Annotated in this window: 21 protein-coding genes; 5 read left to right on the top strand and 16 right to left on the bottom strand. The window is 56.0% G+C overall.

Annotation, left to right across the window (positions count from 1 at the left end):
- Positions 1–205: 205 nt before the first annotated feature.
- Entirely contained in the window at positions 206–3,295 is a 3,090-nt protein-coding gene (locus EI290_RS21575; RefSeq protein ID WP_185817115.1) for a class I SAM-dependent DNA methyltransferase, read from the top strand.
- Positions 3,296–3,330: 35 nt separating this feature from the next.
- On the opposite strand, the gene mobV is transcribed toward EI290_RS21575, so the two are convergent.
- A complete protein-coding gene (mobV, locus tag EI290_RS21570) occupies positions 3,331–4,986 on the bottom strand; it encodes a MobV family relaxase (protein WP_125433722.1) in 1,656 nt (551 codons plus the stop codon).
- A 1,157-nt stretch (positions 4,987–6,143) separates the two neighbouring features.
- Here mobV and EI290_RS21565 point away from each other — a divergent pair.
- Genes EI290_RS21565 through EI290_RS21555 form a run of 3 tightly spaced genes read left to right on the top strand, consistent with a single transcriptional unit; the run spans position 6,144 to position 8,166 of the window.
- On the top strand, positions 6,144–7,082 hold the full coding sequence (locus tag EI290_RS21565; RefSeq protein WP_125433721.1) for a replication initiation protein: 939 nt from the start codon (positions 6,144–6,146) through the stop codon (positions 7,080–7,082).
- Positions 7,083–7,108: 26 nt separating this feature from the next.
- On the top strand, positions 7,109–7,399 hold the full coding sequence (locus EI290_RS21560) for a hypothetical protein (RefSeq protein WP_125433720.1): 291 nt from the start codon (positions 7,109–7,111) through the stop codon (positions 7,397–7,399).
- Positions 7,396–8,166, top strand: a complete 771-nt coding sequence (locus tag EI290_RS21555; protein ID WP_125433719.1) for a Fic family protein — start codon at positions 7,396–7,398, stop codon at positions 8,164–8,166. Before EI290_RS21560 ends, EI290_RS21555 begins: the two co-directional genes overlap by 4 nt.
- Positions 8,167–8,407: 241 nt before the next feature.
- On the opposite strand, the gene EI290_RS21550 is transcribed toward EI290_RS21555, so the two are convergent.
- From EI290_RS21550 to EI290_RS21520, 7 genes are all read right to left on the bottom strand, one after another.
- The gene (locus tag EI290_RS21550) at positions 8,408–8,923 is read right to left on the bottom strand and encodes a hypothetical protein (protein ID WP_125433718.1); all 516 of its coding nucleotides are present in this window, start codon (positions 8,921–8,923) and stop codon (positions 8,408–8,410) included.
- A 126-nt stretch (positions 8,924–9,049) separates the two neighbouring features.
- Positions 9,050–9,556 (bottom strand): hypothetical protein, encoded by a 507-nt coding sequence (locus tag EI290_RS21545; protein WP_125433717.1) that lies wholly within the window; start codon positions 9,554–9,556, stop codon positions 9,050–9,052.
- Between the two features lie 198 nt (positions 9,557–9,754).
- Positions 9,755–10,276 carry a hypothetical protein gene (locus EI290_RS21540; RefSeq protein ID WP_125433716.1) on the bottom strand — a complete coding sequence of 174 codons (522 nt, stop codon included), beginning with the start codon at positions 10,274–10,276 and terminating at the stop codon, positions 9,755–9,757.
- 105 nt (positions 10,277–10,381) lie between these two features.
- The gene (locus tag EI290_RS21535; RefSeq protein WP_125433715.1) at positions 10,382–10,690 is read right to left on the bottom strand and encodes a hypothetical protein; all 309 of its coding nucleotides are present in this window, start codon (positions 10,688–10,690) and stop codon (positions 10,382–10,384) included.
- Positions 10,691–10,766: 76 nt separating this feature from the next.
- Positions 10,767–11,426: an AAA family ATPase gene (locus EI290_RS21530; protein WP_125433714.1), complete on the bottom strand. Its 660-nt coding sequence runs from the start codon at positions 11,424–11,426 to the stop codon at positions 10,767–10,769.
- A 218-nt stretch (positions 11,427–11,644) separates the two neighbouring features.
- The gene (locus EI290_RS21525) at positions 11,645–12,133 is read right to left on the bottom strand and encodes a hypothetical protein (protein ID WP_125433713.1); all 489 of its coding nucleotides are present in this window, start codon (positions 12,131–12,133) and stop codon (positions 11,645–11,647) included.
- A gap of 249 nt (positions 12,134–12,382) precedes the next feature.
- On the bottom strand, positions 12,383–12,898 hold the full coding sequence (locus EI290_RS21520; RefSeq protein WP_125433712.1) for a hypothetical protein: 516 nt from the start codon (positions 12,896–12,898) through the stop codon (positions 12,383–12,385).
- A gap of 203 nt (positions 12,899–13,101) precedes the next feature.
- Between EI290_RS21520 and EI290_RS21515 the strand changes: the two genes are divergently transcribed.
- Entirely contained in the window at positions 13,102–13,764 is a 663-nt protein-coding gene (locus tag EI290_RS21515) for a recombinase family protein (protein WP_125433711.1), read from the top strand.
- 261 nt (positions 13,765–14,025) lie between these two features.
- Here EI290_RS21515 and EI290_RS21510 read toward each other — a convergent pair whose 3' ends face one another.
- From EI290_RS21510 to EI290_RS21475, 8 genes are all read right to left on the bottom strand, one after another.
- On the bottom strand, positions 14,026–18,027 hold the full coding sequence (locus tag EI290_RS21510) for a tape measure protein (protein WP_125433710.1): 4,002 nt from the start codon (positions 18,025–18,027) through the stop codon (positions 14,026–14,028).
- The gene (locus EI290_RS21505; protein WP_125433709.1) at positions 18,000–18,338 is read right to left on the bottom strand and encodes a hypothetical protein; all 339 of its coding nucleotides are present in this window, start codon (positions 18,336–18,338) and stop codon (positions 18,000–18,002) included. The genes EI290_RS21510 and EI290_RS21505 overlap by 28 nt, the downstream gene beginning before the upstream one ends.
- A 12-nt stretch (positions 18,339–18,350) precedes the next feature.
- A complete protein-coding gene (locus EI290_RS21500; RefSeq protein WP_125433708.1) occupies positions 18,351–18,551 on the bottom strand; it encodes a hypothetical protein in 201 nt (66 codons plus the stop codon).
- A gap of 10 nt (positions 18,552–18,561) precedes the next feature.
- The gene (locus tag EI290_RS21495; RefSeq protein ID WP_125433707.1) at positions 18,562–19,932 is read right to left on the bottom strand and encodes a PBSX family phage terminase large subunit; all 1,371 of its coding nucleotides are present in this window, start codon (positions 19,930–19,932) and stop codon (positions 18,562–18,564) included.
- On the bottom strand, positions 19,929–20,405 hold the full coding sequence (locus EI290_RS21490) for a terminase small subunit-like protein (RefSeq protein WP_125433706.1): 477 nt from the start codon (positions 20,403–20,405) through the stop codon (positions 19,929–19,931). Before EI290_RS21490 ends, EI290_RS21495 begins: the two co-directional genes overlap by 4 nt.
- A gap of 25 nt (positions 20,406–20,430) precedes the next feature.
- Positions 20,431–21,219, bottom strand: coding sequence for a hypothetical protein (locus EI290_RS21485; RefSeq protein ID WP_125433705.1), 789 nt, complete (start codon positions 21,217–21,219; stop codon positions 20,431–20,433).
- 105 nt (positions 21,220–21,324) lie between these two features.
- Positions 21,325–21,540: a hypothetical protein gene (locus tag EI290_RS22630; protein WP_125433704.1), complete on the bottom strand. Its 216-nt coding sequence runs from the start codon at positions 21,538–21,540 to the stop codon at positions 21,325–21,327.
- Positions 21,541–21,563: 23 nt separating this feature from the next.
- Positions 21,564–21,923 carry a hypothetical protein gene (locus tag EI290_RS21475; protein ID WP_125433703.1) on the bottom strand — a complete coding sequence of 120 codons (360 nt, stop codon included), beginning with the start codon at positions 21,921–21,923 and terminating at the stop codon, positions 21,564–21,566.
- Positions 21,924–22,004 lie beyond the last annotated feature (81 nt).

The following is a 22,004-nucleotide window of genomic DNA, read 5'->3' as shown; positions in this document are numbered from 1 at the left end:
ACGGGAGCACGGGAGCACGGGAGCACGGGAGCACGGGAGCACGGGAGCACGGGAGCACGGGAGCACGGGAGCACGGGAGCACGGGAGCACGGGAGCACGGGAGCACGGGAGCACTCATTTTGACGAAAGGCGTGAGCTGGGTCTAAGCCCCGAAAAACGCCGTTCTGGACACGCCACCCGCGGCACGGCCAAATGGGAGCAGGTCATGCAGACCGCCCGCCAGCAGGCCCTTAACTACGTCCGCGCTCTGCCGGCCGACGAACCCCGCCCCCTCTTCATCCTGGTCGTTGATGTCGGCTACTGCATCGACATCTACAGCAACTTCGTGGGCGTCGGGGACTCGTTCATTCCCTTCCCCGACCAGAGCAGCTTCCGCTTGTTGCTGCCGGCTCTGGCCGAGGAAAGTAACCGAGAACTGCTGCGTCAGATCTTCCTAGACCCGCAGCAGCTGGACCCCAGTCGCCGGGCCGCCCGCGTGACCCGGGAGCTGGCCGGCTACCTGGCCGGTGTCTCTTCTCAGCTCGAACGTGCTGGCAACTCGCCCGACTTGGTCGCGCAGTTTCTCATGCGCTGCCTGTTTACCATGTTTAGCGAGGACGTGGGTTTGATCCCGAAGGCCTCCTTCACCGGCCTGCTGCAGCAGTACGCTACACCTGAGTTGCGGCAACACCTACCGGATGCGCTGCAGAGCCTCTGGCACAAGATGGATACCGGTGGCTTCTCCACCGAGCTCAAAGCCCGGGTACCGCGCTTCAACGGCAAGCTCTTCCACGACGCGACGGCCCTGCCGCTCACGGCCGCGCAGATTGAATTGTTATTGAAGGCAGCCGAAGCCGATTGGACGGAAGTCGAGCCGGCCATCTTCGGTACGTTGCTGGAGCGGGCACTCGACCCCAAGGAACGCCACCGGCTAGGTGCCCATTATACGCCCCGGCGCTACGTGGAGCGGCTGATCCTGCCGACCGTGCTGGACCCGTTACGGCGCGAGTGGGCCGCGGCACAGGCTGCGAGTGCCCGGCGCCTGGAAGATGAGAAGCCCAAAGAGGCCCGGGCCGAGCTCGTGCGCTTCCACAAACGACTGACGAGCCTGCGCATTCTGGATCCAGCCTGCGGGTCGGGTAACTTCCTTTATGTGACGCTGGAGCACCTCAAACGATTGGAGGGGGAAGTACTGACCGCCATCAACAGCTATGGGCACACGGGCCTGCTTGATCTGGGCGGCGGCACCACCGTGGGCCCACAACAGTTCCTGGGACTGGAGCTCAATCCACGTGCGGCAACGGTGGCGGACGTAGTGCTACGTATTGGGTACCTGCAGTGGCATATCCGCACCTACGGCTTGAGTGAGTTACGCGAGCCATTGCTGGATGAGTACCAGAACATTCGTCAGCAGGATGCGGCTTTGCAGCATGACCCGCCCGTGCCCCGTCTAGACGCCCTGGGGCAGCCGGTAACGCGCTGGGACGGTACCACCAAGTTACACCCAGCTACTGGCCAGCCTGTGCCCGATGAAACCGCCCGCACGCCTGTACTCGATTACCCCAATCCTCAGCCTGCCGAGTGGCCTCAGGCCGATTTCATTGTGGGCAATCCGCCATTTGTGGGGAATAAACGGATGCGGGATTTGTTAGGGGACGGATACGTCGATGCCCTCCGCAAAGCTTATAAAGGCAAGGTGCCCGATTCAGCTGATTTAGTAATGTACTGGTGGGACAACGCTGCTGAAGCATTACGGAGCAGCAAAACAGAGCGGTTTGGTTTTATCACGACAAATTCCCTCACCCAAACATTTAACCGCCGGGTGTTGCAGCGGCACATGGAAGCGAATTACAATCCGATTTCTCTATCATTTGCCATTCCTGACCATCCATGGGTCGATGCCGCAGAAGGGGCGGCCGTACGGGTAGCCATGACAGTGGCGCAGCCCGGCAAAGCTCCTGGTACACTTGCTCTGGTTGTGAACGAATTAGTTATAGAAGGCGAGGATTCACATAATGTAACATTGATTGAGCAGCAAGGGGATATCAACTCTGATCTATCATTAGGGGCTGATTTAACAGGGACGAAACCTTTGAAAGCGAATGAAAGGATCAGTAGTCGTGGTGTTATACCTCACGGAGCAGGCTTTCTTATAACAGTCGAACAAGCTCAGTCATTTGGATTGGGTACAATCGATAGTTCCCGTTCAGTCATACGTCCATTTCTGAATGGTAAAGACGTAATGTCAAAATCAAGAGGTGTCTGGGTCATAGATACTTTCGGAATGACTCAGCAGAGGCTCTTGGACGAATTTCCTCAGATTTATCAGCATTTGCTTGAAACGGTAAAGCCTGACCGGGACGTGAACAAGGATAAAAGCATAAAAGAGAATTGGTGGCTACATGCTCGAGGCAGAGTTGATTTTCGTCCGGCTCTCGTAGGGCTGTCACGTTACGTAGCCACAGTTCAAACATCAAAGCACTGCGTGTTTATATTCTTAGATGCATCAATAATTCCGGATGATAAATTGATAGCTGTTGCATTGGATGATGCTCATTATTTAGGTGTGTTATCCAGCCGTATACACATACTTTGGGCATTAGCGGCAGGTGGGCGTATGGGCGTTGGTAACGATCCGGTGTATGATAAGACTCGCTGTTTCGACCCGTTCCCCTTCCCGGCGGCCACGGCGGAGCAGCAGGTGCGCATCCGAGAGCTGGCTGAACAGCTCGACGCCCACCGCAAGCGCCAGCAGGCCCAGTACCCCGCCCTCACCCTCACCGACCTCTACAACGTGGTGGAGAAGTTGCGTGCCGGCCAGCCCCTCACCACGGCCAAGGAGCAAACCATCAACCAGCAGGGCCTGGCCTCCGTCGTCCTGAGCCTGCACCAGCAGCTGGATGCCGCCGTTGCTGCCGCTTATGGCTGGCCCACCGACCTACCCGATGCCGACATCCTCACCCGCTTGGTGCGACTCAACCACGAACGGGCCCGAGAGGAGCAGGCTGGCCACGTACGTTACCTGCGCCCTGCCTACCAGGCTCCTGAGCTGCAGCAATCGGCACTGTCGTTACCGACCATTACGGCAACGGATGCTACAACCGCCGTCACGGACATGCAGCCTTGGCCGGCCGAGTTAGCCGAACAAATGCAAGCCGTGTGGGCGATGGTTCAACAAGCGGGGCAGCCGGTCGATCCGGCGCAAATCGCCAAGCGATTCCGGCGAACGAAGCCCGAGAAGGTACGCCCGCTGTTGGATACCCTCACTGCACTAGCGTTGCTCAGGAAGACGCGCGAAGGAATATATGTAGCATAGCATACGGGCAGGGTCTGTCTATAATGAAGAGGCTCTTACATAGATATTCCCCGATCCATTCCCTTTGGCTCTCGTTCGCGCTCAATCATACGTACCGCACCTTCGCGCCTGTTGCAGTGCGTATAATCTTCCTGTACCTCTACGCCTTCCGCTTGTCGCGCTTGGCGAAATACGGTGTTGATGCTTTCCACGGTAGTCCAATCAAAGACGTAGCTCACGCTTAAAGCCGTACGCTTATCGGGTAATACCGCGGCCTTCCAGACACTGGCGCCGGCCTTTTCCAACACCGTTGCAATGCGCTCTGCCTTGCCCGCCTCCTGTACCGTAATGGTGGCGTGCATTGCGTGCGGATGGCGCGCGACCTCCAGCCTCTTTTGCTGCAACTGCTCTTGCAATTGCTCCCGTTTGGTACGTTCGACGGCTTGCTTCATTTGTTCCTTCAACGGCTGGCCATTGATTCGCAAGGAGACTACCGTAAGCTGCACGGCAGTTTCTGACTCCCGCAGGATGAGTATACCTTCCTTATTTCTGAAGAGTTTATAGCCTTGCTGGTCCAGCATCTCTTTTACCTGCTTCGCATCCGTTACCGCCCCCCGCAACGCGGTGGTGATCAAATGCTCCGCCCGTTGCCGGCTGCGGGCTTGTTGCTTGCTGCCAAACTCCGTCTGATTGGCGTTCAATTCTTCCCCCTGCAGCGTCCGGACAATCAGGCGGTGGTACTGTCCCTGCACGTTGGATAAAGCCTTCTCCTTTTCCGCCAGCACTTGTGTATTTTGGGCCAACTGTGCCGCCAATCGCTGCTCGTGCTCCTTACTGGTGGCCAGTTGCTTTTCCAGGATACGAACCCGTTCCTGTGCCAGCGTATTAGCTGTGGCGATGGTCGAGACCTGCGCCAGCTTGGCGTTGACGGCGGCCACCTGTTGGGCGGCATGCTCATTCAACCGAGCCTGCTCCCGCTCCAGATACGCCTGCGGGCTGACCCGCTCCAGTGCCTTCATGGCCAGCAGCTGGAAGGGAACGTGGGTCAAGGGCTTGGTCAACTCCGCCAGTTCCTGCTGACTGGTTTTCTGGGCCCCATAATAGCGACGTACATCTTCGTGCACAGCCGTGCTGTACATTACACCCCGCTTAAGTCCGTAGGGTGCCATGACTTGGGCATAGTCGGTTTGCAGTTGCCGCAAGGCCACGGGGCTGAACAAATCCCGGGCTGATAGCCGCTCGGCAGCCCCCACCTTTTCACCCTTATGCAGGCGCTGCTCCTGAGTAATCGGAACGACCATAGCATGCAAGTGGGGAGTGCTCTCGTCCTGGTGCAGCATACACCCGATGACGTTCTGGGCACCGTAGCGTTTCTGCAAAAAGTCCAGATTATCCTTCACCCATTGTGAGCCCCGGATGTCTGCCCGCTGGCCGGTTGCTGGATCTTTGGGAAACTTCTCCTCACTGGCCGTGAGTAAGACTTCCACTACCCGGACAGCATCTTTCCGCAGGCGCGGCAGCTGTAGCTCGGCGATACGCTCATTGGCCAGATCCCAGTAGCTGCGTTGCTCGTGATTGATTAACTCTTGGTTGAGGTGCCGCAGAGCTGGGTCGGCGTTAGGCGTGTCCTGCGTCCGGTAGTTGTGATGAGCCGCGCTCTGCGCCTGCTCACGGCTGGCGATTTTCGTGACGCGAATGATAGCAAAGGCCATGATCAAATAGATAAGATGCGTGGTAATTAAAAGGGCCCTCGCGTTTGGTCAATGTGTAGTGGGTTATACATTGAACGAAAATCGTTGCGCCTGTTCTAACGGTTTGCTTGTCTGTTCTATTGCTACTCTCTTCCGAAGGAAGTGTATATTCTCTAGCTATTACAGCTTCCGGTTTATGATTTATACATAAGGCGATACTCCTCTCTCCGGGCATAGTTGGTCATGTTGCAAGGATCTATTTACTGTATGATGGTTCTATCACCAGTAGGTCGTTGAGCAGCTTGAATAGGTCAGCTTTTTATACCCGGCAGTTCTACCCATTTGTGGTGCGATGAGCAGATCACCCTTGCTCTGATCAACGTGGCTATTACCCCTCCGCCCCTACTGCACATGGTGTGGCTGCAGCATCAGTAGAATCACTGGTTACCCATCGACCTTTATAAAATTCAAATTGCCAGCATTTACTGCCAACAAAGAATCCTAGGTCCTAATGACTCGTAACACCGCTTTTGTGTCTGGCAATTGGAGTAGAAAAGGCACATCTGAAAAACTACTTTTTATCAGTCATACCCTGTCAAAGCAGGCTTTACAACAGCATGACCCCTCACAGGACAGCTGTGAGTCTGGACTGACTGATAAAAAGTCGTTTTTACAACTTGTTGGGATTCTCAAACGGATGAGAGTGGTGACTATGATCATACAGTGACAGTACATAAAGTAAAACAGAGACTGGGCACACGAATAATTAAAGTATAATTAAGTATTAAAATAGTGCAATCACTTAATCCGGTTTTGGACTTCTTTGTGCTTTCCGTTTTGCTGCTTTTTCCATGCCCCTTTTGAGCTATATACTCACATCTTAAAAGCTATCGTTTTGGACTCGCGCGCGTATCAACAACTTGTGTATTTTTAGGTATTTGTCTATTTGCAGGGCTCACAACTCATTGATATACTGTTTAATATGTGATTTAAAAACGACTTTTTATCAGTTAAAAACGACTTTTTATCAGCGAACTACGACTTTTTATCAGTTAAAAACGACTTTTTATCAGTCACTTCAGGAGATAAAAACGACTTTTTATCAGTTAAAAACGTCTTATAAAAACAGTTGTAGTTTTTCGTTGCTTTTCTATATTTGTGATCTATCCCGTTCCCCTATGGAAGCATCTGAATCACTGGAAGTCAGACAGCATAATGCCATCACTACGGCCCGCTACGATTACACGGCTTGCCAACTGGATCTGCTGTTCTTCCTGCTCTCCAAGCTACGCCGCGAAGATAAGCCCAACCAAGAGTACCAGATTCACATGAACGAGGTTGTGGCCATGACCGGACGGGAGTGGCACTACAAGCAGCTGAAGGAAGCAACCGAGTCTATGGGCTCGCGCATGTTCGAGGTGGAGAACGACCACTCGTACGTGCAGCTGTGGATGTTCCAGAAGGTGGAGTACGTCAAGGGCCAGGGCTTCCTGCGTATCCGCCTCTCGGAGGATATCCGCCCGTACCTGTTCGAGCTGAAGAACAACTTCACTTCCTTCCAGCTGTTCTCCGCCCTGAAGATATCGAGCAAGTATGCCAAGCGCATCTACCAGATGGCTTCGCAGTGGAAGGACATCGGGGAAACGAAGACCTATGATCTGGACGAGTTCAAGCTGATGCTTCGACTCAAAGATCCGAAAGGGAAAGAACCGGAGCAGTTTCAGCGCATCAGTGACCTGAAGGCCAAGGTACTGGACATTGCCGTGCGCCAGATCAATGAGAACACGGAACTCAAGATCGGCTATACCCTGCTAAAGCAGGGGCGCTCCTTCAACGCCGTGCGCTTCTACGTGACCAAACAGCAGCCCAAGCAACTCCCGATTCCATTTGATGAATCCCCGGAGCAGGCAAAGGTGCTGATGGCTCGCCGGCACCTGGAGTCGCTCGGCATCAAAGACCAAAAGCTGGTTGCCCAAATCATCGGGGATGAAGGACTCGTAAATGAGCTGTTCAAGTTTATGTACCGCCTTAAGACCGACAAGATCAAGGCTGATAAGAACCCGGCCGGTCTACTGTTGACCGTACTCGGGCTCAAATCGCCGGCCAAGACCGCTTAGTCTGGGGCTCTCTCCCCTACCCTGCCATGACCTCTCACAACCAAGAAGCCTATCGTGCGCTCAGAGCCTATCTAACGCACTTACTGACTGATCCGCGGGATAAGGCCCTGGAAGACATCCCGGCTCCGCTACGCGCCAGCGTAGAGGCGTTCATGCAAGGCAAGACGGTGTATCATGATGCCACTGACCGGCCCGTCATCTACGCGCACGATCTGGCAGCCTGGGCCCACCAGGTCATCCACGTCTCCGGACTGGAGTATCCGATCGCACTGGCCACCGTCGACGTTGACCGCCTGCGCCAGGCCATGGCGGCATGAGTGAGTGGGAAGAGATTGAGCGTCTGACTGCCTTGGTGCACCAACTGCCCGAGGCAGATAGGCTATCACGTCAGCAGTTGAACCACGTGCTGGTATCGGCCCACTCAACGATGATCGAGGGCTCGCGGGTAACCGTGCAGTCGGCCTTCGACTTCTTGGTGAAGGAAGAGGCCGTTATCGACCCAACACTTCCGTGGGACGGTTACGACATGCTGGCCGACCATGCGCAGGCATTGGATATGGCCCTGCAGTGGGCCGACGAGAAGCGCCCCGTCTCGGTGCAGCTGCTGCAGGAGCTGGCCGGCGCGGTGATGCGGACTACCGGATTGCGAACCAACAGCATCCTGGGTAGTACGGATGCTGCCCGGGGCGACTTCCGCGTCGACAAGGTATCCATCATCGGGGCCAGTTCATTCCCCAATGCCCAGAAGGTTCCTGCCCTGGTGGAGCAGCTTACCCAAAGGCTCCGGCAACGCATGGATGCCGCCACAACGCTGCAGGACCAACTGCACATCGCCTTTGATGCGCACCAGCAACTCGTGAGTATTCATCCGTTCAATGACGGCAACGGCCGCACCTCCCGTCTGCTGATGAACTACATCCAACAGTATTTCGGGCAGCCTCTCACTGTTGTGTTTCGGGAGGATAAGAGAGAGTACTTCGCAGCATTGGAAGTTAGCCGTCAAAGTGAAGACTTAGATGTATTTCGGATATTTATGCTATCTCAGCACATTAAATCACTGAATCACTATTTATTGAGCAGTTAGTTTACAACTAATTTTACAACCTATATAACTTCCATATTTAGTTTAAAACAACGATACATCGTTGTGATTCATACAGTCATGTACCAATCGTAGGGGCCTATCAGGAAATTGACCCTTTTCGATAATCTGGCTAAGCGTATAAATCCGCCTCTTTGGAAGAAGGCCCCCTGTTATGAGAAGGTCACACTGGATTCAATCTTATCAAAGCTGTTTTTTGGTTATCGATTGGTCGATAACCCATCTAGTCTGTTAGCTTACTTCCTTCTAAGTTCGCGCGCTGGGCAAGCATTAAAGCAATGGCTTCTTTTACTCGGGCATAATCATTCGCCCGGAAGCAATTAGGTATATCTTCCCCATAAAACTGCAGTTCAAGGTAGGGCACTCCCGTATCCCAGTCCTCATCTATCCCAATGTAAAGTCCGGCTTGTTCCTGCTGAGTTACCAAAGCCTGCTCACCTGTTGCCCATCGGCCGTGTATCATCACCTCTTCTATTGGGATGCTATAGTATGGTTTCAGAAAACCACTACCACGAACTTGAATCACCCAAGGAGTAACCGTGATGTGGCAATATGCCAAGCCGTAAACCAGTCCGAAAATGCCGACAATAGCGCCAGCAATTGTTTCCCACGAAAATTCTCTTCCGAAACTAAATAACGCTGCTCCTATTCCAGGAGCACCCACTACCAACCCCGCGGCCAGTATATTCCAGTTTGGCCACCAGCAGTGAACAGTAACTGATGGTCTGTGCTGTTTCATAGGGCTCCTCTCAGAAAACGGAATACATAGCACGTTAAGAAAGTTGCAAAATATATGTGCACAAAACGCAAGTAATTGGCTTGGCTATGCATTGTGTTATGCTTATGGTTGGCTGTGTGCCAGCCTTCAATTGAGTGCTAGTACATAGTATACCTTGACGGGTATATGGAAAAACGCGCGCTTGCGCTTGTGAAACCAAGGGCGATACCGCGGATTAGGCAGAGAGAAGTGGGTGGTACCCAGATAGAGTGCCTCGCCGGATAAAGAGTATTTCCAATAGGAAAGCGAGCTGCCGGTAGTTTTTCGGAAGAACCTCGCTGTTTTGAATCCCACATAAGTACGCCGGTCGGGTGCAAATGGATCGGCATGTCGCACATGGGTTGGACACAAATCCCCGTGCTGGACTTTTACCCATCGGTCCACGCGCTTGGGCAAAAAGGACGTTTCCATAACAAAGAGCTTGATGGTATCGGCCGAAGGGTGAGCAAGTTCGGGTAAGTCGGAAAAGAAATACGATGTGGCAGTAGCTTTCGCGTTTTCGAAAACAGGATCCTCATGTGCCGAAGAATCCAAGCGCGAAGTAGGCATAAATAGCGTGTGGCTGAAACCGATACTGTGGGCGTACTGCTCCATACAATCGGGTGCGTTTTGGCCGTGACAAGAGCTATACGATGATAGGATTATCACCAACAGACAGATAAAGGGCGTTCTCATGATAGAGTTTCCATACGAGGAGGAGCAAACGCGTACCCGGCAAATTTCAGCCCCCACGGCTCCTTTTCACCCCTTAACGTGCTATGTATTCCGTTTTCTGAGAGGGCGCCTCATATGTCAACTGATGACTTTGCCAGTGTGATCCTGTTCAAAACTATCGCGTAATTCTTTCCACATGGCCACATCTGTGTCAAATTGTTCTTCATCCCTTGCAGGCGGGTATTCTCCTGCGATGTAACTTTTATACGCTCCCGTTACCTGCCTGATTTCTGCTTCTACTTGTATAGCCTGAGCAATATTGTCACCTCCCGCATCCTGGGTGCATCCAACGGAGATACCGAACACCACCTTTCCATCGTAAGTGAACTGGATGATAACACAATCAATATTGTCTCGTATTCCTTCGTCAGTATAATAGTTGAAGGCATGATTCAGGTTTGCAACTGCATAAGCAATTAATTCCGCAATAAAGTGCAGGGGAATATCTACCTCTGGAGTATGGTACTTCTCGTTAGCCGAAACGTGTATCCACCTATCCACCACTGGTTCGAGTAGGGAACGGTCACAGAAATGTGAGAGAAAATTTTCAACAGTAGTTGCGTCACGCTTTGACGAAAGCGCATAAACATCGTAGTACATGATGTGATATCACATTGCTTTACGCCATAATACTTTTTCAATCAGAATGATAGCATTGCAAACATAAAACTAAAAACAAAACTATAGTTACAACTAAAAAAGCAACTATTTTGAGTTGCTCTTTTTGGTCATCTTTCCAATCTTTTCCTTCACGGCAGCCAATACAAAATCGTGAATAGAAATACGGTCACGCTTCGGTAAGCTGTCCTGAATGGCTCGAATCTGCGCCAACTCGCTCTCGTAGATTTTAAAAGTAAAGGACTTGAGTTTGTCTTCCTCAGGCTCCGCTTTGGCAGTACTGGTAGCCGGCTCGAGTACCGATCCCCCTTTGTTGATCATCTCCTGCATCGCAGCATTGGACAATGAAGTCGGAGGCGTAGGAGGGAGGCCCAGTTTAGGTTTCTTGATGGCCATGGGTTGTACTTTGTATTGTCGTAACGCATCTGTATAAACAACCTTTTTTAGTTGTAAAACTAGATGCGTAAACGGTTTATTTTTTAGTTGCTTCTACTGCTGATTGCATGCTATGGCACAGCTCGTTGATTTCAGCAGTAGCCTTCTCATCCGTTGGTTTCATCTCCAATACGCCCAGGCCAGCAGCAGCAGCATTAGCAAAGGAGATGCGATTGCCTACCGATGTCTCCAGGAACTGCAGGTACTCAGATCCCCGCAACAGCTCAGCCGCTTCCTCCTTATAGGTGCCGCGGGCATCAGCCTTGTTGATGAAGGTGAGCGAACGCAACCCAGGATTGAAGGGAGCTACCTCGGCAATCAGGTTCTCTACTTTGCGCAGCGTCCAGATGTCGAGCGAGCGGGGAGCGAACGGAACCAAGTACACATGAGAGATCGTCAGGGCCGAGCGTTGGCTGACGGTATCCCGGCCGCCGGTGTCAATGACGATGTCGTCGCACTTGGTGGCCAGGCGTTGCACCTGGGCATTGAGTTCCCGGCCCGTTACTTTAACGGCCGTGTAACCCAGGTCCCCATCGAGCGACTGGTGACGGAAGGATGTGAAGTCCGTAGCCGACTCTTGGTCATCGGCATCAATGAGGATGACATCGCGGCCTTGCTGGAGCAGGTAGATCGTCAGATTCGTTGCTATTGTGGTTTTACCACTGCCTCCCTTAATGCCACCTACCGTGTAGATCATGTTGTCGTACTTGAACTGGTATGGGTTGTCGATTTAGTTGTAAAACTAGTTGTTTCTCTCAAACTGGCAACAGGAAGGTACTTCTCAGTATTCGGCCGTTTGTATTGATAGATCAGGGGGTTCTCCTTCCTACAGGGCGGACATGTTCCCAGCCCAGTGGAGGCAGTAAAGCCAGTAAGAAAAATGCGTCATCCAGTAGACGGTGGGTAACAGCCGCATTATGGGTAATGCCCTGACTTGGGCACGGTATCCCCCGGAACGTGTACTCCCCGATAGTATAGACTGCCCGCGCTGTAGGCGAATTCCGGGTTCGGCAACAAGCGTACTTCCCTGCGCCGACCCAAGGAGAAGAAATAACGTTGGCCAGGGTAGGACACATAGGGGTCGGTATAGATAAAGTGGCGGTCCTGCCAGTAGTTGGACGTGCCCGGTACCCGCCGAAACGTAGCGATGTCAAGCCCCTTCTTCAAGCTGACCGGGCTCAGCCAATCGAAGTACACAGTCTGCTCGTAATTATAGGGCAGGTCCTGGCTGATGTCTTCGTGCACCTCCCGGTACGGCAGACGGATGAAGACCCGGCCCGTTGGGTCGCAGAAGAGCGTACTATCTTCCAAGCCGATAGGCGTCAAGGAGCGTTCGAAGCGGGTGTATTCCGATTCGCAGGAAGTCCCAAGCACCACCATGCTCCCCGCAAAAGCAAGGGACATACAGCTCTGCATACCAGCCAAGAAAGGATACGCCCCACCGTTTATGCCCATTGCATATTCTATCGTCACGATGGCAAGGTAAACGAGCCTAGGCGATGACGCAAGGAAATCAATCGGTTGTCCGGTGATTGACAGGCCATGGTCTATTCACCGATTTTGGTGCCGTTGAAGAAGTGTAGGAAATTGCGATAGAAACGTACGCGGTGCCTTCCTATTTCTTTTTGCCCTGTGCCAGCCGCTGATGCCGTGCTAGTATGCGAAACATCGGCCCGCCTCTGTGGCCGATATCCGTCTGTAAAACCGAAACACAGGCGTAGGTTCTTTCAACGCTTCGGCACTGGAGCCCGAAAAACGTTTGTAATAATGGACCGTTGTATCAATAGGCCATAAGTGGGCTAATTGAAAACCAGCGTGCCGTCCGCCCGCGGGCATGTACTTGTAGCGGTAAACTGTGCCAGCCAACACGCGGTCGGCCAAGCTGCGGGAAAGAAGTAAGGCCGAATGCTCGGTGCTTAATGCGGGTACCGCCGTGGTGTCGAAATGCAGTAAAAGGATACTCTTGTTGAAAGTGAAAGTACCGCTGCCCATCCTCCCACTATTCACGCCATCGTAACAATAGTGGAATCGATTCCCCCTGAACGTTAGGGTTTCCCTATCAGGATTGGATAAGGTGACCTGCGTCATGTAGCTGCCGTGCAGGCGCGGCGTGCAATCGGCCAAGCCGAAGACAACGACCGATAAAAGCAGGAAGCGTTGTAACAGCATACATTCACAATACACCAGTTGGAGGAAAGATAAGACTAAAGCGGATGAGCAAGTAGGTAAGTTACGCCCGGAAACTTCCTGGTGGCGTGTTCAAAAAAATGGTAACTGAGTAACCTGAATGCTCTATAACATTTTCTAAACGCTCGTTTGTAAAATGTTATAACCACTATCTTGCGGGCCGTTTCCTCCCCACTGCCTTTTAAGTGAAGAAGTACATTCCATATTACAGAGTCTCCACGCTGAAGCAGGGCCAGTCCGGTCTGGGCCTGGAAGCGCAGCGCGCGGCCGTGCACAGCTTCGCCGAAGCAGGGGGGCAGTTGGGAGAAGAATTCGTGGAAGTGGAGAGCGGCAAGAAGAACCACCGGCCCCAGCTGGCGGCCGCCATGGCTGAAGCCCGCAGGGTAGGGGGGACGCTGCTCATCGCCAAGCTCGACCGTCTCTCCCGCAACGCCGGCTTCATCTTCGCTCTGCGCGACTCGGGCGTGGACTTCGTCTGCTGCGACATGCCCGATGCCAATACCCTAACGGTCGGGTTGTTTGCCGTCATAGCCCAGCACGAGCGGGAAACCATCAGCAAGCGCACCCGGGATGCGCTGCAGGCCAAGAAAGCCCGTGGGGCTAGGCTCGGCACGCCGGCCAACCTGACGGCCGAGGCCGTAGCCCGGGGCCAGGAGGTACGTCAGCAGAATGCCCGTACTAACCAGGCCAACCGCCAGGCCGCCCGCCTCGCTTCGCTTTTGCAGGCCCAGGGCCACACGCTGCAGCAGATTGCCCACGAGCTCAACGAATCGGGCTACCGCACCCGCCGTGGGAAGGCGTTCTTTCCTATGTCCGTGCAACGCCTGCTGCAGCGGGTATCCGCTTGAGAAATTCCGGTGGAATTCCACCGGAATTCCTCAAGCCCTATGTTGGAATTCCACCGGATTTACCTGGGAATTCCACCGGAATTCCGAAAGAATTCCATCTGGAAATCTGGAAATACATACCCGTAAGCACACTACTTAGTAGTTTTATCCCGCTACTCTGGATTAACAGGTGTGTGTTCCGGAGTAGTAGAGCAAACACCTGTTGCAACACAACGCCTCTCCTGGACGAAGGAGAGGCGTTGCTATGTCCAGCGGGTCCGGTTATTCCTCCTCCAGTGTGTGTAACTGCGTGATGTTGGTTTCCGGATCGAAGGTTGTTGTCACTCCACCGGGCATAAGAGGAACAACCCGAGTTTTGTCGATCAGCTTCAACTGCGCAATGGCCGTATCCAGCTTCTGGTTGGTTTTAACCAACTCCGCTTGTAGCTCTCGATTGATGACTACTTGTTGCTCCTGCGTCTGCTGTCGCGCTTCCTGAAGCCGGGGTAACACATCGGGCGATATTTTGGGTAGATTGAGCGGAGTAGTCGGTACCGACCACTGTGGCAAGGAAAGCTTCTGCAGAGTCGGATCATCCAGCCGTAGCGTATGCAGCCGATCCTGGTGCAGGGCTTCCAGGAAGCTGCGGTTCTCCCGGGTTTTTTTGTGGTCTACCACAAACTCCTGTCCGTGCACCGGGCCCCGCTCCTCGAAGATGCTGCGCCCACCGGTGTAGCCTCCTTTGAAATAGCCCGGGTTGCTACCACCACCGCCTACATCGCCAGCGGCTTTAAATGCGTTTACTTTGGCCTTGATGAATGCCCCCACCAGCAGGGAGGCTGCTGCAATACCGGCAATGAAGCCGGCCGGTCCCAGCGGGGCGAATACCGCCAGCACATTGGCCGCGGCTGTGGCCACGCTGCTGCCCTGAGTGATACTATCTACTACTACCTGGGCCTGGGCCGCTTTGCGTTGATCAGCCAGCGCTTCTTTGCGGATGCGCTTCTGCTCGTTGATCTGCTCGCGCAGGGTGGCAATGTTGCTGGCACTTCCTTCTTTGCGGAGCGCTATTTCCGCCTGCAGTTGGCTTTGCAACTCAGAGATAGCAGTAGAAGCGGTACCCGCCCGATTGGCTGCGGCCTGCTGCTCGGCCTGAAACATCTGGCCGACAGCCGAGATGACATTTTGCGTGAGCGTATTGAAGGCCTGTTCCGCTTTGGCCCGATCCTCTTCCTTCACCCCGAGTAGCTTCAGCACATCGAACTTGGGGGCTTTGCCCAACTTGTTGAGGGCGGCCTCCGCATCCGTAATGCTGTCCTGCAGGGCTTTTTTGCGTTCGATCCCCTGGCGGGTGAAGTTGTTGCGCATAGCACGCAACTCATCATTGGCACCGTCAATCTGCGCGTTAAGGATATCCCGTTGCTTATCCCGCTCGATATCCACGGCTGCCCGGGCCAGCAACCGCCGAAAGAAGTTCTCCTGCCTGGCACCTTCCAGCGCCGGGTTGTTGGTCTGATCAGCCGTGACGTCCGGACCACCTACGCTGATGATCGGCGTCTTACGGCGGCGAATGGCTTCCACCTTGGCCTGGGTTTCGGCCTGAATCCGGGCGACTTCCTGCGCCTCCTGTAGCTCCTGCAGCTGCCGCTCTTTCGCTTCTTCCAGCGCAATGACCAGCCGCTCGTTCTTGGCGGCCCGGGCCAGGCGAATCTCCTCGTCGAACTTGGCCCGTAGCTGAGCGACCTGCTTCTCATCGGAATCCCGCTGCAGGTCCAGGATCCGGGCGTTGGTCTGCCGCTCTAAGGCTTCCAGCGTTTCATCGTGCCGGCGTTGGGCATCGGCCGTGAGCTTGTTGATCTGTGCCTGCTGCTCCAGGCTAAGCTGGCCGTCTGCATCCAGCCCTTTGCCCCCTTTCTTCTTATAGAGCCGCTCCTTCTCGCGGATGGTGTCTTCCAGCTGCTTGATGCTGGCCAGGTCTTGCTTGAGTTGCTCCTCGGCCTGGGCTTTGCCATCCTTCTGCAATTCGGCCAGCAGGGCCTTATCGTACTCTTCCCGCAGCTTTTTACGAGCGGCCAGTACGGCTTTATAGGCCGCTTCCAGTTGATTGCTACGTGCTTTCTGGCCTTTATTCTCCAGCTCGGCCAGCTTCTTGTCAATCGCCTCAATTTGCGTGTTGAACGCATCAACCTGCTTGCGATAAACCGGGTCGTTGAACTCTCCCTGCAGGGCCGTGCGGCGTTTGATCAACTCCTCGCGTTGCGCCCGCAGCTTCTCAATCAATCCCTGCTGGGCAGCCGTGTTGGTAGTTGTCGCACCGGCAGCTTTCGTTTCTTCAATCCCCAGTTCGCGCATCAAGCGGCGTTTTTCGGCCGACAAATCATTGCCCCGCACATCTTCAGCCGCCAGCTCGATCTGGGCCTGGCGGTAGTCTTTCAGTGCCCCAACCAAACTCAGGTAGGCGGCATTCTGGCGGCTGATACCGGCTTCGCCTTTGGCAATGGCATCGGTGGCCAGCTCCGCCTGCGCAGCCAGGTCAAGGCCGGAAAACTCTTCACGTAAGCTGCGAACCGGCCGTCGATCCCCTGTTTCATCCACGAACGTGCTGCTACGCCGCCGCTGGCTCTCGTTCTGCCGCTGAATGTTGACCAGCTTTTCCCGCAGTTGGCGTTCGGCCTCCAACGCGGCAATGCGCTTATCGGCGGTCTTCTGGGCCTGCTCGCCGATTTCCTCCTCCTTGCGTTGGATGACGATGCGGTTGACCAGCGACTCGCTTACCTTGTCGATAGCAAGTGACAACTGCTGATTCGTGGCCGTCTCGGCATTCAGATTCCCCAGATACGCCGGGTACTGCTGCTGCAGCTCTTTGATCAATTCGATCCGCTCCTTGCTGCCCACGTTGGTTTCCCGGATCTTCTGAGCCGACGTCTCCAGATCGACCAGCTCCTGTTGTAGGGATTGGGAGAGCTTGGCCGGCGCACCTACCAGGTCGGCAATGTACTTGACCACCGGTTCAACCAGAGCACCCACGCGGGCGGCCTGCTCGTCGATGAAGGTATTGATCCGGCTCAGATTGGAGCGTAGCTGGGTAGCCGCATCCGCCGAGCCCTGCCCGTAGGATTTCTGCAGCTCGGCCGCGAACTTGGGCAGGAAGTCCGTGGCTACGATCTGGCCTTTGCGCAGCATCTTATCCAGCTCGGCCGTGCTGACGCCCAGGGCTTTCGCGGCTTTGCCGGTAGCATCGGGTAATACGTCGCCCAACTGCCCCCGAAGTTCCTCGGAGGAGACCACGTTCTTGCTGAGCATCTGCTGCACGGCCCGTAGAGCCCGCTCCAGATCCTCATCCGACTTACCCAGTGCTTTGGTTTCGGCCGTGACGGCCTGGAAGATGGAGCGGGTTTGGGCGACGGTCAGGTTGGCTTCCTTACCGGCGGCGTAAATACCGGTATATGCTTTGGCCAGTGGACCCAGCGTTACCCCGAAGGCATCGGCCTGCTGCTTGATGTACACGAACTCTTTGGCCCCGGCCGAGGCGCTGCCGGCCAGGGCAGTAAACGTCGCCTGGAGCCCGCTTTGCTCGGCGCGTTTACTGATGCCCTCTTTGACTTTCTCAATGGCCTTGTCGACCAGCTGCAGGCCGGCAACGACTGGCAGAATGCGGCCGGCAATCCCCGTGAGCAAACTTCCCCCGCCCGTCAGGGAGCTGAAGATACCGCCACCGGACGAGGGAGCTTTGGGAGTGCTTTGCTCGCGCGCGGCAGCGGCGGCGGCTTTGGCGCGTTCCCGCTCGGCGGCCGCGGCATCTTTGGCAGCCGCTACGGAGAGCTTCTGCTGCGTCACTTCCTGCTGTCGGGCCCGGGTGGTCTCCTCGACTGCTTTGCGGTTCTCCTTCTCGGCCTGGGTAGCTTCTGCTAAACGTTGTCGGGCTTTGGTCAGCTCCTGGGTCCACTTCTGCACGGCTTCGGAGTTGTTGGCCCGCTTCCGGGCGTCAGCCAGCCGCTCCTCGGCTTTGGCGGCGTCTTTGGTTGCCTGCTCCACGGCGGCCTGGGCTGAGCGGAACGCGGCCGTGGCCGCTCGTTGCTCGGCAGCCAGCTCCGCCACGCGCTGCTGAAAAGCCAGGGCCTGCTCGGCCATGCGCTGGTAGTTGCGCTTGCCTACATCGTTGAACGCGTTGATTTCCCGTTGCAGGTTGCGCGCGGCTTCCCCCAACTGATTCAAGCCCTCAATTGGCTGACCTAAGTCCAGCCGGATACCTCCATCTATGTCCATGCGCGCAACTTCGCCCACGCTCGCGCGGTGAGCGAACGGGCCCGGGCGCGCCAACTGAGCACGGGTTCCGGCTCCTGGCGAATCACGTTGATCTGGTGGTCGAGCACGAACTTGCGGAAGTCGTCGTTCGCCCGCTCAATAGCCGGAGGCACGAGCTGATCCAGCAGCATCCCTGCTTGCTCCGGAGAATACTGTAGCGTCGAGCTGCAGAGTGTGGCGGTCAGATGCGTGAGTACGGCAATGTGGCCTTGCTGCTGGATAACCATGGCGCACAGGGCGGTAATCTTGTCGTCGGTAGTTCCGTCCAGGCGGATGGTCACGGTGGGCATCGTGGGGCAGAGTTAAAGCGTGATGGGGTCAAGAGATACCTGCTGCCCGTCCACGAAGACCGTAACGGTTTGCCCGATCAGGGGCAGCTGCTTGCCGGCCAGCAGCACGACGACCGCATCGCGCGGGCCCGCTGCCTGAATCGTCTGGGTTTCTTCCTGGCCGTCTCCCCGGACCAGGCGGACCGTGTAGGAGGTAGTAGGGTATGTTTTCATGAGTGTGTGGTTAAGAGGTAGGGGGTAGGCCCCGGCGTAGGAATTGCTGGAGCTTATCGGGGAAGAGAGCGCAGAACAGGTAATCCACGTCGTCGCTGCAGTGGCCGCGTACTTCGTAGGTGATGCCTTTCTCCTTATCGACTTTCTTTTCTTTGAGCTTCCCGTCAATCCCCAGCTGGGTAAGCTCCAGGTCGGCAATCGTCTCGGTGCAGGACTCGTCGATCCACAACTCGATGTCGGGGTAGTAGCCGCTGAAGATGGCATTGAGCCAATCCCGCCGGCGCAGCACGTTCGGGTTCTGGCGCAGCCACCGGTCCGAGCCACCGGTCAAACACGGGAGCAACTCACTCTCAATGTCCTTCTTGAGCGTTTGATTGCCCTCTCCGGGCTTGCGGTTGTTCATGCTCGCATCTCCCGTGTAGAGCACATCCGAGCTTTGCCAGTGCTGCTGCCAGTCCCGCAGAAACGCCCGGGCCGTGGGCCGCACCCCGGAGTTGGGGGCGGGCAGGGTGTACTCGCGGAAGATGCGCACCCGAAAGCGCCCCTCCGGAAGCTGCTGCAGCTGGGCGCAGAGCATGGCCGAGTATGGGTGGGCATTGGCATCCCAGACCTGCAGAATGGCTACCCCCGGTAAGTAAGGAACGCACCGCACGTGGCGACTGCGCTGGAACTGGTCATAGAACTCGTTGCCGGTCTCGACCTTGCCCCACTCGTTCTGCACGTACACCCGGTAGTAGTTCTTACTGATGGCGGCCAGCTGCAGCAGCGTCTGCCGGTCTTCTTCGGGCAGGAAGTAGTTATCCTGGAACGTGGTCAACAACACCGTTGCCCGCGGGTCGGGGGTATCGAAGAAGCGCTTCTTAAGCCAATGTCCTTCGTCGATGGGGTTGAAGGTGATGATGAACTGTTTGTAGTACTGGGCTTTGCCCCGCAGGCGGATGTCGAGCTGGGTGAAGTCTGTCAGTTCCAACTCGGTGGCTTCCTCAATCCAGATGGAGGTGATGCGGGTGATGGACTTGAGCTTTTCCGGGTCGTCAATACCGGCAAACAGGATTTCCGAGTTGGTGGTCCGGCACTTGATACTGAGCGGGGAAGTGGTGGTCGTCACGTCGTCAAGCATGTCCCAGGCCCGCAATACGTCCAGCAGCTGCTCGTACACGGACTGACGCAGGGTATCCTTTACCTTGCGCACGACCAGCAGGCGGTGGTTGTGTTCGCTTGTCAGGCGCATGGCCAGCTTCTGGGCAGCCCATACCGACTTGCCGCTTCCCCCGCCACCCCGCAACACCAGGTAGCGGCTGGGGTTCTCCAGTAAAGGGATGTAAGCGTCATTGACGTAGCGGGGTGCTGCTTCGGGTGCCTGCGCAACTGCCGTGCTCATTCAGCTTCGGCCGGTAATGCTCCCTCGGGCGGCCGCTGGCTGGCGGGCAGAATCTGGAAGGTGCGGGGGGCAGCCGGCAGCTTCTCGCCCCCACTGGTCAGATCCAGCTTATCGCCGTACTTCTTCGGCTGGCGTTTGCTCAGCAGCCATTTACGGGCTTCAATACGAATTTTAGAGCGGGTGGTGACTTCCTTGTTCTCGACGTTGTATTCTTTATCCCCCTTGGTGATGGTCATGTAATCGTTGGTGCCGTCGTCGGCAATCTCCAGGATTTCCTCCGCCAGCAGCTCGTCGCCCACTTCCCGGGCGCGCACGTACTGGTCGCGGAATTCGGGGTGAGCCGCCACCCAGCGCAGAATCGTGGCCTTATTGGGCATGCCTTCCTGCTCGCTGATCCAGCGCAGGCTCCGGCCCTCGGCCAGGTGCTCACAGACGGCGGCCGTCAGCTCGGGAGTATAGGTAGTACGGGACATGAGGAGTGAGTCAAGCGAATGGGGATTACCGGCGGCGCTTGCGCTTCAGGCGTTTGCGCTCCTGGGCCCGACGAACGTGCTGCTGCACGGGAACCACGTGGATCTTGCGGGGACGAAGCATGGGCTTGGCCGGCGGGCTGGTGGGTTGTGGGGTTTCTACTACTGGTGAATGGCGCTCTACTGCCGGCGTGGGAGATGTGCGGGTCCGCTTGCGCACCGTCGTGGGAGTGGGCGTCGGGGCCGGCGTAGGGGCAGGTGAGGTAGCGGGCACATCGAACGGATGAATCAACTCCGGCGTAGCGTCCAACTCCGACGTAGTCTCTTCGGTGGGCTTGCACAGCTCCCGGCCGAGTCTACCTAATCCCGCTGCCTGGTAGAGGCGGGTATCATCCGGTAGGCGTTCGGTGAGCGGGGCGGTTCTGTGCAGCAGGGGGCGCAGCTCGTGCCAGATCAGGCGGATGCCAGCCGCCAGCTCTCCCGCGTCCAGTAAGACGGCTACTCGCTCCAGGTCTGCCCGGCACAGGCGGGTGATGAGTTCGGGGATGTCGTGCTCTACCCGGCTGTCGGCTTGCCAGTAGACCTGGCAGGGGTCGCGGCGGGTGTGGGCCAGGGCGAAGTGCTCGGGAAAGCTTTCTTCCAGCAGGCGGTCCAGTTCCTGGGGACCTTGTAGCGTTTCGCGGAGCAGGTAGCGGTAGCGCTTCTGGGTGCGCTGCTCCAGCACGTAGTCGGAAACGTGGGCGTCGGCCTGCATGCCGCCCAGCGAAGGAACGAGGCGGTGCGCCTGGGTGATACTGCGAGTGGGGAAAAGTGCCATACCCAAAGATCCTTCGGGTAGGGGGCGGATACCAGATAAGGCCGGATTACTTCCGTACAACCGCTACGGGCCGTTTTTGAAGGTGAGATTGTCGTGCGAAGCAGGTTACGCAGCCGCCTGCTGATCCTGTTGGACCAGCCACCCGGCGAAGGCTTGCCGCGCCGGCTTATCCGATTTGCTGGGGATGAGACGGGAGGTCTTAGTAAGCGGATGTGTGTAGTAAACGGGCTCGGTGAACATCCGTTTGATTGTCCTCCCTGCGTGAATGATCGCCCAGAGAGTGATGCCGGCCTGCAGGATGCTGAGAAGGGAGTAAACCATGGGAGTAGCGTCGTTGGGAGTAGTTATGATAGGGGCCGTAGAGGAAACAGGCCTGGTACAGGAGAGGAGGTTGTATCGGGTACCAAGACGATCTTCTGCTTGGGGGAGTTGTGAGGGAACACCCGCTCCAGCCGGTAGCCGCTGCGGAACTGCCAGGTGGCGCGGTTCTCACTCACGGGCTGGGGAGCATCCGGTCGCAGGTCCAGCCACCAGGGCTCCGTGGCCGAGCCGGGGCGGAGTTCGGCTACGGGCCCAATGTTGAAGTGCGCGGCCGCGGCTTTGGTCAGGCGCACGCGGCCGTCGCGGTAGATGGTGATCCGAGCGTTTACTTCTTCCTGCCAGGGGGTGTGATCGGCCTGCTCGTGTGGTCTGGTTGGTTTCATGTGGTTGAAAGGAATACTTCTTGTGGTGGATGTTTAGCTGTACTTTGCGAAGCGTAGGCGTTTCTCTTTCTCCCGTAGTTT

The sequence above is a fragment of the Hymenobacter metallilatus genome, from assembly GCF_003944705.1.
GTDB lineage: Bacteria > Bacteroidota > Bacteroidia > Cytophagales > Hymenobacteraceae > Hymenobacter > Hymenobacter metallilatus.
Note: the sequence above shows the minus strand (reverse complement) of the source record. Positions and strands in the feature narration are given on the sequence as shown.